At 70.6% G+C, this 13,890-nt stretch carries 15 protein-coding genes; 5 read left to right on the top strand and 10 right to left on the bottom strand.

Annotation, left to right across the window (positions count from 1 at the left end; all coding sequences use genetic code 11):
• Positions 1-63 precede the first annotated feature (63 nt).
• Positions 64-2,064: an eCIS core domain-containing protein gene (locus tag SSQG_RS38435; protein WP_052310403.1), complete on the top strand. Its 2,001-nt coding sequence runs from the start codon at positions 64-66 to the stop codon at positions 2,062-2,064.
• 1 nt (position 2,065) lies between these two features.
• Here the strand turns inward: SSQG_RS38435 and SSQG_RS37145 are convergent, their stop codons facing one another.
• On the bottom strand, positions 2,066-2,905 hold the full coding sequence (locus SSQG_RS37145; RefSeq protein WP_039934467.1) for an endonuclease/exonuclease/phosphatase family protein: 840 nt from the start codon (positions 2,903-2,905) through the stop codon (positions 2,066-2,068).
• A gap of 448 nt (positions 2,906-3,353) precedes the next feature.
• Here SSQG_RS37145 and SSQG_RS37140 point away from each other — a divergent pair, with 448 nt between their 5' ends.
• On the top strand, positions 3,354-3,719 hold the full coding sequence (locus SSQG_RS37140) for a hypothetical protein (RefSeq protein WP_003995153.1): 366 nt from the start codon (positions 3,354-3,356) through the stop codon (positions 3,717-3,719).
• Here the strand turns inward: SSQG_RS37140 and SSQG_RS43305 are convergent.
• Positions 3,706-4,335 (bottom strand): aldehyde dehydrogenase family protein, encoded by a 630-nt coding sequence (locus SSQG_RS43305; protein ID WP_244299404.1) that lies wholly within the window; start codon positions 4,333-4,335, stop codon positions 3,706-3,708. The genes SSQG_RS37140 and SSQG_RS43305 overlap by 14 nt on opposite strands.
• Positions 4,275-4,637 (bottom strand): aldehyde dehydrogenase family protein, encoded by a 363-nt coding sequence (locus SSQG_RS43580; RefSeq protein ID WP_276327112.1) that lies wholly within the window; start codon positions 4,635-4,637, stop codon positions 4,275-4,277. The genes SSQG_RS43305 and SSQG_RS43580 overlap by 61 nt, the downstream gene beginning before the upstream one ends.
• Before the next feature lie 299 nt (positions 4,638-4,936).
• On the opposite strand from SSQG_RS43580, the gene SSQG_RS37130 reads away from it, so the two are divergent.
• From SSQG_RS37130 to SSQG_RS37120, 3 genes are all read left to right on the top strand, one after another.
• A complete protein-coding gene (locus tag SSQG_RS37130) occupies positions 4,937-6,139 on the top strand; it encodes an acyl-CoA dehydrogenase family protein (protein ID WP_003995151.1) in 1,203 nt (400 codons plus the stop codon).
• Positions 6,136-7,221 carry a phosphotransferase family protein gene (locus SSQG_RS37125; RefSeq protein ID WP_078506989.1) on the top strand — a complete coding sequence of 362 codons (1,086 nt, stop codon included), beginning with the start codon at positions 6,136-6,138 and terminating at the stop codon, positions 7,219-7,221. Before SSQG_RS37130 ends, SSQG_RS37125 begins: the two co-directional genes overlap by 4 nt.
• A gap of 63 nt (positions 7,222-7,284) precedes the next feature.
• Positions 7,285-8,043, top strand: a complete 759-nt coding sequence (locus SSQG_RS37120) for an SDR family NAD(P)-dependent oxidoreductase (protein ID WP_003995149.1) — start codon at positions 7,285-7,287, stop codon at positions 8,041-8,043.
• A gap of 54 nt (positions 8,044-8,097) precedes the next feature.
• Here the strand turns inward: SSQG_RS37120 and SSQG_RS37115 are convergent, their stop codons facing one another.
• From SSQG_RS37115 to SSQG_RS37085, 7 genes are all read right to left on the bottom strand, one after another.
• Complete coding sequence (locus SSQG_RS37115; protein WP_003995148.1) at positions 8,098-9,138, bottom strand: MBL fold metallo-hydrolase; 1,041 nt, start codon at positions 9,136-9,138, stop codon at positions 8,098-8,100.
• 79 nt (positions 9,139-9,217) lie between these two features.
• Positions 9,218-10,729 carry a class I adenylate-forming enzyme family protein gene (locus tag SSQG_RS37110; RefSeq protein ID WP_003995147.1) on the bottom strand — a complete coding sequence of 504 codons (1,512 nt, stop codon included), beginning with the start codon at positions 10,727-10,729 and terminating at the stop codon, positions 9,218-9,220.
• Positions 10,730-10,757: 28 nt separating this feature from the next.
• Complete coding sequence (locus tag SSQG_RS37105) at positions 10,758-11,078, bottom strand: EthD family reductase (RefSeq protein WP_003995146.1); 321 nt, start codon at positions 11,076-11,078, stop codon at positions 10,758-10,760.
• Positions 11,079-11,109: 31 nt separating this feature from the next.
• A complete protein-coding gene (locus tag SSQG_RS37100) occupies positions 11,110-11,487 on the bottom strand; it encodes a nuclear transport factor 2 family protein (protein ID WP_039934466.1) in 378 nt (125 codons plus the stop codon).
• The gene (locus tag SSQG_RS37095) at positions 11,484-11,864 is read right to left on the bottom strand and encodes a nuclear transport factor 2 family protein (RefSeq protein ID WP_003995144.1); all 381 of its coding nucleotides are present in this window, start codon (positions 11,862-11,864) and stop codon (positions 11,484-11,486) included. The genes SSQG_RS37100 and SSQG_RS37095 overlap by 4 nt, the downstream gene beginning before the upstream one ends.
• 157 nt (positions 11,865-12,021) lie before the next feature.
• Positions 12,022-12,645, bottom strand: coding sequence for a TetR/AcrR family transcriptional regulator (locus SSQG_RS37090; protein ID WP_003995143.1), 624 nt, complete (start codon positions 12,643-12,645; stop codon positions 12,022-12,024).
• An 85-nt stretch (positions 12,646-12,730) separates the two neighbouring features.
• A complete protein-coding gene (locus SSQG_RS37085; protein ID WP_003995142.1) occupies positions 12,731-13,879 on the bottom strand; it encodes an acetyl-CoA C-acetyltransferase in 1,149 nt (382 codons plus the stop codon).
• Positions 13,880-13,890: the final 11 nt, after the last annotated feature.

Genomic DNA, 13,890 nt, shown 5'->3' with positions numbered 1-13,890 from the left:
TCCCGGGCGACCTCCGCCCCGCCACCGCTCATGGCCCTCCAACAGGCCGCGGGAAACGCAGCGGTGACGCGCGCCGTCCAGCGGGCCCGGGACGAGCACCACCGCGAAGGGGAGCAGAGCGAGCCCGTGGGACGCGACGCGGACGGGGCCGTGCCGGTCCAGCGGGCGCCATCGGTTCGCGACGCCATCGGCTCCTCCCCCGGCAGTCCGCTGGAGCCGCGCATCCTCCAGCGGGCCGAGCGGGCCTACGGCATGAGCTTCGGCCATGTGCGTGTGCACAGCGACCCCGTCGCCCAGCGCTCGGCCGAGGGACTCGAGGCCCTGGCCTACACCACCGGCCCCCACATCGTGCTCGGCGAGGACCGCGTCAGCGACGAGGTGATGTACGAAGAGGTCGACCACGTACGCCAGCAGGCGCTGGGAACGGTGTCCGGCACCGCCAACAGCAGGGGCGAGAGGGTCTCACACCCCAAGGATCCTTTCGAGAGGAGCGCCGGTTCCAACGGCCGGAAGATGGCCCGGGGCGCGGCCCCCGACCTGTCGCTGCCCGGGGCCGCCGCACCCGGCGGGGCGGTGCAGCGCAGCGTGGACGGGGACGTGCCCGTCCAGCGGGCGGACCGGCCCGGTCCCGCCTCCACGACCGGGCCCGCCTCCACGACCGGGCCTGCGGGCACGACCGGGCCCGCAGGCACGACCGAGTCCCCGGCCACGGCCTCGCCCCCGGCCATGGTCCGTCTGGCGCGACTGCTCGTCGGCGGCGACCGCGAGATCAGGAACAAGGACGTACGGGCAGTCATCCACAAACGGGTGCGTAGTGGCCCGATGTTCACCGGCGCGGAGCTTCAGGCGATCAGGGCGGTGGAGTCCGAGGACCCCAAGTGGCTGAAGACCGTGGGCATCTGCACCCACGCCGAAGCCGAGGCTTACATCAAGGCCGGCAATTTCCGCAGTTTTCTCCAGCAGCCCGAGGGCATGCGCCTGCTCGTGACCACCCTGCGGTGGCAGCAGAACGTCGAGGATCGCGGCCAGGGGAAGCCACCGGCCAAGCCCACCCGGTCGGACTACCGGCTCGGCCACCACATGGCCATGCACGCCGAGGAGACCCCGGAGTCCGAGAAGGAGCAGCTCAAGGCGGAGCGGAACGAGCAGATCTTCCAGACCTTCATCAAGACGCTCCTGCCTCCCGGCATCAGCGACGACGTACCGGACGCCGACAAGCACAGGCAGCGCGTCGAGCGCGGCACCGAGTTGCTGACCAAGATCTTCCTGATCCTGAAGGAGGGGCTGAAGGTCTTCAACCCGGAGGCGGGCATGCACGAGGACTTCAAGGACGACGTCGCCCACGCCCTGGCCTACGGCGGTCGCGTCAACATCCGCATCCCGCAGCTGTCCGACGGCCAGCACGGCTACGAGCTGCCCCAGTGGCTCCACATCACCAAGGAGGACCGCAAGCCCTGGGAGCCCAGGTCCACGCCGGAGGCGCCGGTGTATCGGCGAAAGTTCGGCACACACCACATGGAGATCGACGACAACAAGCCGGACGGGACGCGGGGCGACTTCGTGGAGAAGGGCGAGATCGGGGCCACGGTTCAGAACTGGCTCGATCCCCACAGCCACCTCTACGGACTGCCCGCGGCCGTCGGCGGCATGGGGAACAACGACTACCACGGCGACACCATCCTGCCGGACGAGTCGTACGGGCACGTGTTCATGGGGTACAAACCGCCGACCCGCAAGCGTGACGGAGGGTTCCAGGTGGGCATCGAGACCGCCGGGCCGGGCGGCAGGACCCCCGACGGTTACGAACACGGCGTGACCAGCAGCGAGAAGAACAACAACCCCGTGAGCCACTTCGGCGGCCACAAGGACGACAAGCCCGCCGCCAAGGCCCCCCTCAGCGCCAACCAGCGCCTCGTCGACCTGCAGGAGTTCGGCGACTGGGTGCAGCGGCTCAAAGACCTGGAGAAGGCCTGGAAAGCGGAGTTCGCCCAGGCGAAGACCCATGAGGAACGCGCGGCCCTGTACCGGGACCTCATCGGCAAACGAAACAACGCCAGCTCCTGAGTCAGGTCGCGTCGACATCGGTGTGCAGCAGGTGGTGGTCCGAGTAGGGGCTCGGATGCACACGGTGCCGGAGCGGGACGATGCCCCGCAGGAAGACGTAGTCGAACTTGCTCTGCCAGTCGGTGGTCGGCTGGCAGGTGCCGGTGGGCGAGGGGTGGCACTGGGGGTCCGTGTCGGTGGCCAGTGCCCATATCGGCCTGAGCTCCGGGGCGTCCGGCACGGCGTTGAAGTCGCCGAGAACGATCGCGCGGTCGTGCCGGGCGACTTCCCCGGCGAGGACGCCCGCCTGGTCCGCCCGGACCGCCTCTTGACGTCGTTGGGCGAGATGCGTGTTGAAGACCCGGACGGGCCGGCCACCCACGGTGGTGGTGACGGCCATGTACCCACGGTCCTCGGATCCGCCGTCGGGGTACTCCACGTTGACGGGTTCGGTCATCGGCGCCGCCGAGAGGACCGCCTGGCCGAAGCCACCCGGGTTCCACGGAAGTCCGCCGCAGCGGCCCCAGTTCCTGAGCACCGTCCCGTACTCGACGTGGTAGACCAGCCCGTGCAGGTTGCGCAGATAGTCCCGGATCCTCTCGACGTCGCGGACGCACGCTTCCTGGAAGCCGATGACCTGGGGAGCGTACGTCGCGATCTCCGCTGCCCGGTCGACGTCGCTCACCGCGCAGGGGTTGCAGAGGTTCCACGTCATGACCCGGTTCGGTACGACATCCCTGGCGGCTCGGAGCGGCGGTGACCCGGCGAAGAGGGAACCGGCCGGTGCGCTGGGGCCGACGAGCACCATGCAGACCACGGCCATGGCGCCCGCGAGCAACCGCGTCCCCCTACCGAGCACCATTGCCTCCCCCTCACGGGCCCACGTGGCACCGGACGTCTCCAGGGACGAGGTTATTCCACCGTGCCGGCACCGTCGGAGGCTGTTTCTTGCGCTCGATGGATGGATTCGGTAGGTGGCTCAGGCTTCAGGGCGTGTCCGGACTCCAGGGGTTTCGCCGAGGCCCTGGACTCGATCCACCCGGAGGTCATGGCCACCCTTGAGCCCTGTTCGCGCCGGTGGAGAAGAACCTGGACTGACAGGTCGCCCGCTTCGGGGTGCCTGAAATATGCCGCGTGGGTGGAATTTTGGGTATGTGACTCGACAGGGGGCCATATTCTGGTTTCCCCGAATAGCGGGTGTAACACGGCGACGATTCCCAGGCGCTGTAGTGGACAGAAATGGCCAACCTCGGCCGAATCCAATACGTCGAGGGCAGGCCGGCGAATGAACACAGCAGATGGGATTCCTCGTGAGTAACACCGGCCCTGCTTCTGGATACCAGTCGTACGACCCGCCGCCGCCCCCGCCCCCGGGACCCGACCACTCCGCGCGCAACCATGCCGCTGGGCGGCGCGCGGCTCTGACCATCTGCACGATTGCCGACGTCGCGGCCGGTCTGCTGGGCCTGTGGATCGTGCTGTATCTGCTCGACGCCAACCAGTCGAACCCCTTCGTCGAGTTCGTGCACGGAATGGCGGACTGGCTGTCCGGGTGGGCTCAGGACATTTTCACGATGGACACAGAAGGTCTACGCGTCGTCCTCAATTATGGTCTTCCGGCGGTCATCTATTTGCTGGTCGGTCACGGTATCGCCGCACGGATCAACCGGGCCTGAATTCACGACGGCACTCCCCCGCACCCGGCGTCGACGGCGGGTGCGTATCGCCCTGCGGGACAGCGGTCCGGCAGGGCGATGGGGTGTGTGCTACTCCTCGCCCGGGGAGTCGGCCACCCAGTAGGTGCGGGTGTCGGTGGACTCGCGGATGCCGGCGGCGGCCAGCGTTGACGAACGCCGCGCCGCTGGTGATGCGGCGGGCGAGGCCGACTCCACGCGCCGTGTCGGGGGTCCACACGCTCAGGCCCGGTCCGTAGGCGGTGGCGTCGGCGAGCCGGACGGCGTCCTCGTCGTCGCGGGCGACGGTCAGGGCGGCCAGGGGGCCGAAGGTCTCCTCGTCGAAGGCGGCCATGCCCGGGCCGGTGTCGGCCAGTTCGGTCGGCCGGTGGAACCAGCCCTCGCCCGGCACCGGCTTGCCCCCGGTCAGCAGGGGCCCCTGCCGCCACCGACTCCTCGACCTGCCGCCGGATCGTCGCGCGCAGGTCGTCCCGGGCCAGCGGCCGACCTGCGTGCCCGGATCGCGCGGGTCGCCGAGGCGCAGGGCTTCCACGCCGTTCACGAACGCGGTGGTGAACGCGTCCGCGACGGCCAGTGGACGATGAACCGCTTGGCGCACACGCAGCTCCGGCCGGAGTTGGTGAACCGGGTTCTGACGGCGGCCTTCGCGGCCCGTTCGACATGGGAGTCGGCGAGGACGACGAAGGCGTCCGAGCCGCCCAGTCCCAGCACCGACTTCTTCGCCGCACGTCCGGCGGCGGCACCGCGCGGTTGCCGGCGACGATCTCCGGGGCGGCGGTCGCGCCGGCGGCGATGCGGGCGAGGTACCACGGCAGACGCAGCACTCCGTGCGAGGGGTGCCCCCACAGTTCGGCGGTCACCAACGTGTCCGCAGACGGGCGTGCCCGGGCGGCACCCCATGGGCTTCGGTGACGGCGGCGGCGAACTCCCCGAGGTCCGCCGCCGCGACGGTGCGCGGCATCAGAAGAGTCCTCACCTTCGGAGGCAGGGCTGATCACGGACCTGCGGGCGCTCAGCCCTGAGAGCCACGACGCCTGACCGGCCAGGCGCGGCAGGAGCTCTTCGACCACGCCTACGAGTGAGCAGACTGGCGCTCGATGCAGGCACATGGCTATTGGCTGTTAGCTGCGTGCCTCTTGACATTCATACCTACTGCCCTTGTGATGGCTAATACCCAGTAGCCGACGTCAGGGGTCAATGTGTCGATCGGGTTCGAGACCGACGAGAGGGTCGCCGACATCGCGCGGCGCACCACTGAGTTCGTCCGGGACGTCGTGCTGCCGCAGGAGCAGGCATGCGACGGGAACGTCCATGACGGGCCGGAGCCGCTGCGGCGTCGGTTGCAGGAGGCGGCCCGGGCCGCAGGGGTGTTCGCTCCTCACGTGGGGGTGGGGTGGGGCGGGCTCGGACTCGATCTCTGCGGCCAGGCAGTGGTGTTCGAGGCGGCCGGATACTCGTTGCTCGGCCCTCTCGCACTCAACTGCGCGGCGCCCGACGAGGGCAACACGCACCTGCTCGAAGTGGTCGCCACCGAGGAACAGAAGGAGCGGTATCTGCGCCCGCTGGCGGCCGGTGAGGTGCGCTCCTGTTTCGCGATGACCGAGCCGGCACCGGGCGCGGGGGCCGACCCTCGTGCGCTGGCCACCACGGCGACGAGGAGCGGCGGCGGCTGGCGGATCGACGGCCGCAAGTGGTTCATCAGCGGCGCCGACGGCGCCGGCTTCGCCATCTGCATGGCTCGCACCAGCGGCGTCCCGGGTGACGCGGGCGGCGCGACGATGTTCCTCGTCGACGCCGACAACCCGGGCATGAAGGTCGTCCGGAACATCGACACACTGGACCAGGGCCTGTTCGGCGGGCACAGCGAGGTCGTCCTCGACGGCTGCGAGGTCGGCGAGGGCGCCGTGCTGGGCGAGGTGGACCAGGGCTTCACGTACGCCCAGGTGCGTCTCGGGCCCGCGCGTATGACGCACTGCATGCGCTGGCTCGGGGTGGCGCGCCGGGCACAGGACATCGCCCTGGAGCGCGCGGCCGATCGCACGGCCTTCGGCAAACCGCTGGCCGAACTGGGCATGGTGCAGCAGTTGCTGGCCGACTCCGAGATCGACATCGAGACCAGTCGCGCGGTGCTGCTGCGGGCCTGCTGGGAACTGGACCAGGGTCGCCCGGCCGCCCAGCACACCTCGATCGCGAAGACGTACGTCTCGGAGGCGGTGAACCGCGTGGTCGACCGGGCCGTGCAGGTGTGCGGCGCGCTCGGCATCTCCGGGGACGCCCCGCTGTCCCGGTTGTACCGGGAGGTGCGTCCGTTCCGGATCTACGACGGCCCGTCCGAGACCCACCGCTGGGCCATCGCCAAGCGCGCGGTGCGGGCGGCGCGGGAGCGGAGGGCGGCGCGATGACCCCGTCGGACGGCTCACCGAAGGCCACGGTGACGGCACCCCGGCGAGGGACAGCGGCCGCGGCGGACACGGCCGTGGTCGGCATCGACGGTCCCGCCCTGCGGCGCTACTTCGAACAGCATGTGCCCGAGTGCTCGGGCCCGTTGCGGGTGGAGCTGCTGCACGGTGGGCGCTCCAACCTCACCTACGAGGTGACCGATGGGGCACACCGGTGGGTGCTGCGCCGGCCACCGCTGGGTGTGCTCACACCGACCGCGCACGACATGGACCGTGAGTACCGCGTCGTCGCCGCGCTCGGCGGCACCGGAGTACCGGTGGCCCGGGCTGTGCTGTCGTGCACGGACCCCACCGTGATCGGAGCGCCGTTCTGCGTCGTCGACTTCGTGGAGGGCGCCGTACTGCGCGACGGTGACGAGGTCGCCGCGCTGCCCCGGGCCGACGCACGGCGCAGCGCCGATGCGCTGGTCGACGCCCTGGTGGCACTGCACTCGGTCGACGTCTTCGCCGTCGGGCTCGGCGACTTCGGCCGTCCGGGCGGCTATCTGGAGCGCCAGGTGCGGCGGTGGCGCAGCCAGTGGGACAAGGTCGCCACCCGCGCTCTGCCCGACGTCGAAGCGCTGCACGGGCGGCTCGCCGGAGCCCTGCCCGAGAGCGGCGCGGCGACGATCGTGCACGGCGACTACCGCCTCGACAACACCATCCTGCAACCCGGTGACGTCGGGCGGATCGCCGCGATCGTCGACTGGGAGATGGCCACGCTCGGTGATCCTCTCGCCGACCTCGGAATGCTGCTCATGTACTGGGACCCGGTCTGCGAACCGGTGCTCGGGGCGCGCCACGTTCCCACGGCCAACCCAGGCTTCCCCGCGGGCCAGGAACTGGCCGAACGGTACGCCGCGCGCTCCGGCCGGGACATCAGCGCCCTGCCCTTCTACCAGGCGCTGGGCTGCTTCAAGCTCGCGGTCATCGCCGAGGGCATCCACGCCCGCTACCGCGCGGGGCAGACCGTCGGCACCGGCTTCGAGCAGGTCGGCTCCGCGGTCCCGGCGCTGCTGCGCTCCGGGTTGGAACTGCTGTCCTGACCAGGCCACTCACCCCACTCGGCCACCGACACCGACGCATTCGACGAAATCCGAGGAGGAACCGTGCGAGACCGGCTGTCCGCAATGATCGCCCTGGTGACCGGAGCGACCGGTGGCATAGGAGAGGCCGTCGTACGCCGGCTGGCCGCGGAGGGCGCCGCGGTGGCGGTGACCGACGTGGACGCCGGCAGGTGTGAGGCCCTCGCGAAGGAACTGGCCGACGACGGGGCGCGCGCGATCGGCCTGGCCCTCGACGTCGGTGACGAGGAGGCGTGGCGCCGCACGGTCGAGCGGGTGACCGCCGAGCTGGGTGGGCTGTCCGTGCTCGTCAACAACGCGGGCATCGCCGAGACGCGGACCGTGGAGACGGAGACCCGGGAATCCTGGGACAAGGTCATCGGCGTCACGCAGACCGGTGTCTGGCTCGGCATGAAGCACGGCGGGCCCGCGATCGAGCGCTCCGGTGGGGGCTCCATCGTCAACATCGCCTCGATCTTCGGTACGGTCGGCGGCTTCGGAAGCCAGTTCTCGTACCACGCGGCCAAGGGAGCGGTCCGGCTGATGACGAAGAACGCCGCGCTGCACTGGGCCACGCGCGGGGTACGCGTCAACTCGATCCACCCCGGCTTCATCGAAACGCCCCGCTCCCGCGAACTGTGGCGGGGCACGGCCCGGCACACGGCGATGGTCGAGGGCACCCCGTTGGGGCGGCTGGGCCGACCCGACGAGGTCGCGGGAGCGGTGGCGTTCCTCGCCTCCGAGGACGCGAGCTTCGTCACCGGCTCCGAGCTGTACGTGGACGGTGGTTGGACGGCACGCTGACCCGGGAGCCCGAGGAGGGGCGGCCGGCCCGGAGCCCCTCCTTCGCCGGCGAGGTCACCGCACCCGTGTGTACTGATGCACGCCGCCCACGAACGCCGCGCTCACCCGCCCCTGGAGCACGAGGACATCCAGGTGCGCCGCCGTCTCGTTGACCGCGAGCATCTGGTTGAAGGCGCTCAGCTCGCCGAACGCCACCGCCCGGCGCGTCCATCCGAGCTTGCGCGCCACCGCGTGGGCGTCGAGCGTGTCCTCGCCCAACGTCGTCAGGCTCCTGGCCAGCCGGTCGTCGTGGTGGGCGAGCAACTCGGCGACCCGGGTGTGCGTGCTGTCGGAGACCGGGCCGTGCGCGGGCAGCAGGCGGGCGTCGGCGTACCGGTTCATCAGCCGCAGCGAGTCCAGGTAGTCCGCGAGCGGCCGGCCGCCCGGCTCGGACAGTTCGAAGCCGATGGACGGAGTGATGTGCGGCAGGACGTGGTCCCCGGAGAACAGCAGGCCCCGCTGCTCGTCCAGGAAGACCACATGCCCCTTGGTGTGTCCCGGAGTCGGTACGACACGCAGCTCGCGGTCGCCGAAGCGGAGGGTCTCGGCGGCGAGCCACCGGTCAGGGGCCTCCCACACGCTCGGGTCGAAACCGCCGTGGTCCATCGCCCGGATACGGCCCGCCAGTTCGCCGGCCCCTGCCCTGGTCAGGGTCTCCAACGAGCTCACGGGTTCGTCGCTGCGCAGCCGGTCGAGCATCTCCAGACCGGGACGTTCCCCGGCGCCGAGGTAGACGCGCGAGCCCAGCAGGCGGCGCAGTTCCACCGCCTGCGTGTAGTGGTCGCGGTGGATGTGGGTGACCAGGATGTGACTGAGGTCGCCGAGGTCGCGGCCGATGGCGGACAGGGCTTCCTCGAGCGCCTTGCGCGCCTCGGGGATCGCCCAGCCGCCGTCGATCATGACGATCCCCCCGTCGTCGGCGAGGTCCTCCAGCAGGTAGACGTTGACCGCGTGCAGGCCGTCGTTGGGAAGGGGCAGGGGAACGCGGTGCACCCCGGGCTGCACGGTCTGCACTCCGGCTGCGGCCCACGGGCCCTGGTCGAACCGCGTTGTCATGATCCTCCTTGGTGGTCGCCGCCCCGGGATCATGCCCGTGAGCATGGGTGACGGCACGGTCGTGCGGATGGTCGCCTCGTCAGGCGTGGTCGTCGGTGGTCCGGGCATGCAGTCTGACGGCCAGGTCCCGGGCCCCGCTCCGGTCGAGTTTGCCGACCTTGGTCTGGGGCAACTCCTGGATCCCGTAGACGAATTCGGGCCATTTGGTCTTGGAGAGGCCGACGCTCTCCAGATGCCCGGTCACCTCGGCCAGGCCGATGCCGCCGCCGTCCTCGGTGACGACGAGCAGTGCCACGCGCTCACCGAGCACGTCGTCGGGAACCGCCGCGACACAGACCCTGGCCACGCGGGGGTAACTGGCGACCGCGCGTTCTATCTCGGTGATGTCGATGTTGCGGCCGCCGCGGATGATGATGTCCTTCTCGCGGCCCATGATGCTGATGGTGCCGTCCTCGTGGGTCATCAGCAGGTCGCCGGTCGGCAGGTAGCCGTCCTGAGTCAGTGCGGCCGGTGCCACCTCGCCGTCGCGGGCGTAGCCGAGGAAGAGGGAAGGTCCGCGCACCTGGGCCCGGCCGGTCACGCCTGGTCCGGCCCTCTCGCCGTCGGGGGTGAGCGCGCGTACGTCCGTGCCCGGGAAGGGGCGGCCGTCTCTGCCGAGGCGGATCTCCTCGGGGTCGTCGGGGCTGGGCGAGGTGTGGCCGAGGCACTCGGACATGCCGAAGACGCGGAGGATCTTCGTGCCCAGGGACTCCTCCGCCCGGGCCAGCGCTCCACGGTCCATCGGCCCACCGCCGACGGTGATCGACCGGACGCCCCGCAGGACACCGGATCCGGCCGCCTCGGCGCCCATCTGCAGCGCCATGGTCGGAACGCACATGGTCCAGCGGACATCGGCGTCCGCCATCCGCCGCAGGGCGACGGCCCTGTCCCACCTGCCCGTCATGACGAGCGGCCCGCGCAGCAGGAGGGAGAGGTAGACACCGAAGCAGTAGGCCGCCGTCGACGACAGCGGCACGATCGCGGCGACGGCGTCGCCGGGCGACAGGCCGTTGACGGTGATGGTGCTCGTGGCGGCATAGCGCAGGGCCGACTCGGACTGTACGACGCCTTTGGGCCGCCCGGTCGATCCGGAGGTGAGGCCGATCAGCGCGCCACCCGACCAGCGTGAAATGTCACGCCGGTCGGGCGCGGTCAGGCACGTCCAGCCGTCGAGCACCTTCCGCGGCCCGCCCGGCAACCGGTCGGCCACCGCCCATTCGTCCATCGCGGAGGGCTCGGCGACCACGGCGTCCGGGCGGATGTCCTCCCAGGCCGCGGTGAACTCGGCGTGTGTGGTGTGCCGGTTGACGACCGCGATGACACCACCGCTCAGTCCGACGGCGAGGGTGGCGGCGACCGTACGCCATGAGTTGTCGGCCTGGACCATGACGGTGCCGCCCGCTCCGTCGGCCCTTTTGGTGGACAGCGCTGCCGCCAGCACCGTGGCCTCGTCGAGCAGCTGCCGTGCCGTGTGGCTGCCCGCGTCGTCGATGACGGCGACGAAGTCCGTCTCGTGCGCCTTCTGCTGGAACTCCCGCACTACCTGTCGCATCTTGTCCCTCGCTGCGATGTCCCGAACGTCAGGCGGCGAACATCTCCGCCTCGTGCCCCATGACCGCGATGCGGCGTCCCTTCATGTCGCCGACCTGTGCGACGGCCTCGGCCCACTCGGGGCTCGCGAGGGCCTTGTGCAGGTCCTCCGGGGAGCCGAAGCTGAGCACGGAGATCCCGTCCCAGCCTTCGGAGCGCGGCTCCAGAGCGGCGTCGATCTCGGTGTGCCGCCAGGCACGCAGTCCTGGCAGGCGGCAGGTCAGCTCCGCATGGTCGCCGCGCCACCACGCGATGAACCGTTCGTGCGTCCACTCCGGGGGGCGCGCTGCCAGCAGGACGAGGTTGTACATGACGGTCCTCTTTACGTGGTCGGTCGTGGGCTCAGGTGAAGCGGATCTCCGACGAGCGGCCGATCAGCAGGCGCTGCAGCCGGCCCTCGTCGTTCACCCGCCCGGCGGCGACGAAGCTCGCCTCGGGGACACCCGCGCGTCGGACCTCGCCCAGGAAGAGCTCGTCCTGGCCGAGCGTGGTCGCCGACAGCCGGTGGTGGGTGCGGGTGCCCCTCTCGCGCTGTTCGAGGTAGCCCACGAGGGCGGCGCGGCCGCCGGCGAAGTCGGTGGCGTTGCCGCCGCCGGTGGAGAACAGGATGGACAGCGAGAAGTCGTCGCTGATCAGGTCGAGGATCCGGGACGGATCGTCCCCGTCGAGGATCTCGAACCACGCGGTGAGGAAGGGGGCCGCGGTCGAGGTGTCTGTCATGTCCGGCTCCTCTCGCTCGTGGCCTGCCCGGCCCAGTCGACGAGTTCGAAGGACGTGGTGAAGAAGGACTGGTAGCGCGCCAGGAGCCCACCGGGCGAGATCACCGCGGCCGAGAGGAAGGAGCCGGTGTACCTCCCGCCCTGCGTCACCACTCCGTAGACGGTCTCCAGGTCGCCGTCCTGGCCGTACCGCAGGATCTCGTGCGCCCGGTCCACGGCATCGCGGCCGGCGATGTACGCCGCGAAGTCCTCTTTGGACGTGCCGGTGACCTCCTTGCCCGGCAGGGCGATGAGGAAGCGGAAGTCGGGTTCGAGCAGTTCCAGCGTCCGCTCCGGATGCCGGCTGTCCATGCTGGCCATGTATGCGCGCAACGCCATGAGTGAGCCCCTTCGGTCGGCGACCGCTTCCCAACTGATCAACCTGAGCCAAGTTCAATTCAGTTAGGATGGTAATCCGCTGGAAACACGGCTGGCAATAGCACAAAGCCCCCGACGGAAATCCGCCGGGGGCCTCAAGACCGGGACGCTCAGGACGTCACGTGGCGACCATCCGCACGCAGGCGCCCTCGATCAGTTCGCTGATCTCCGACAGCGGCGTCGGTCCGGACGGCCGGTACCACCGCCAGACGCTGACGATCAGGCCCAGCACGCTCGCCCCCAGCAGTTGCGCGTCGCGCAGCGGGAACGCGCCCTGGGACATGCCCCGGACCAGCAGGTTCGTCCAGTCCCGTTCGACGACCTGGACCAGCTGGCGGGCCGCGACGCGCTCGGCCTCCTCACGCTTGGACTTGCGCGGGCCGGAGAGCAGGTCCATGTGGTTCTGCAGGATGCGCATCTGCAGAACCTCCTGGTCGGAGACGTCGTACGCCGCGCGAACAGCCGCCCGCAGCGCTTCCACCGGGTCCGTGACGTCCGCCGTCGCCTCCGTGAACTTGTCGTGGGAGCGCTGCAGCTCCAGCCGCATGATGGTGAGCAGGCAGTGGGTCTTGGACTCGAAGTAGTGGTACAGCGCGGTCTGCCCGATGCCGACCCGCTCCGCCACGGTGGACCACTTGGTGGCCTCGAAGCCCGCCTCGCCGAAATGATCGACGGCGGCCGCGAGAATGGCGGCGCGCTTGGACCTCGGCCCCGCTTCCGGTTCAACGATCTTTGTCGCCATGCCTGACCTGTCTCCTGGCTGCCGCCCGCCTCGTGCGTACCCGAGAGTAGCCCCAAGCTGAACTCAGTTGCCAATCGACTTCCGGTCAAAGGCGCTCCAGCACGATCGCATTGGCCATGCCGCCGCCCTCGCACATCGTCTGCAGACCAAAGCGCCCGCCGGTCCTGCGCAGTTGGTGCACGAGCGTGGTCATGAGCCGGGCCCCGGTGGCACCGAGCGGATGCCCGAGCGCGATGGCGCCGCCGAAGGCGTTGACCCGCTCCGGGGCGGCACCGATCTCCTTCTGCCAGGCGAGGACGACCGAGGCGAACGCCTCGTTGATCTCGACCAGGTCGATCTCCCCGATCGACAGACCGGCCTTCTTCAGGACCTTCTCGGTCGCCGGGATCGGGCCGGTCAGCATCTGGATCGGGTCGGAGCCGACCACGGCCATGGTGTGCACACGGGCCAGCGGGGTCAGACCGTGGCGGCGCACCGCCTCCGGGGAGGCGATCAGCAGGGCGGCGGCGCCGTCGGAGATCTGGCTGGCGACGGCCGCGGTGAGCCGGCCGCCCTCGGTGAGGGTCTTCAGACCGGCCATCTTCTCGAGGCCGGTGTCGGCGCGCGGCCCCTCGTCGGCGGCGAGCCCGAAGGCCGGGGTGATCTCGTCGTCGAAGGCACCGTCGGCCTGGGCGGCGAGGGCCCGCTGGTGGCTGGAGAGCGCGAACCGTTCCATGTCGGTGCGGGAGACACCCCAGTTCTCGGCGATCAGCTCGGCCCCGCGGAACTGCGAGACCTCCTGGTCCCCGAAGCGCTCGCGCCACCCGTCCCCCGCGTACGGGCTGCCCATGCCGGCCTGCTCACCGACGACCATCGGGCTGGCGATGGGCACCAGACTCATCACCTCCACCCCACCGGCGACCACCAGGTCGGCGGCGCCGGAGCCGACCGCCTGCGCGGCGAAGTGCACGGCCTGCTGGGAGGAACCGCACTGGCGGTCGATGGTGGTGCCGGGCACGTGCTGCGGCAGCCCCGCCGACAGCCAGGCGGTGCGTGCGATGTTCCCGGTCTGTGCGCCGAGCTGGCTGACGCACCCGAAGTACACGTCGTCGACGGCGCCCGGGTCGGCTCCGGTGCGTTCCAGCAGGGCACTCAGCACATGGGCGCCGAGATCGGCGGGGTGGACGCCGCTGAGCGCGCCCTTGCGGCGGCCGACGGGGGTGCGGACGGCTCCGACGATGAATGCTTCCGACACGGTGGCTCCAG

It is taken from the genome of Streptomyces viridochromogenes DSM 40736 (assembly GCF_000158955.1).
Taxonomy (GTDB): Bacteria; Actinomycetota; Actinomycetes; order Streptomycetales; family Streptomycetaceae; genus Streptomyces; species Streptomyces venetus.
Note: the sequence above shows the minus strand (reverse complement) of the source record. Positions and strands in the feature narration are given on the sequence as shown.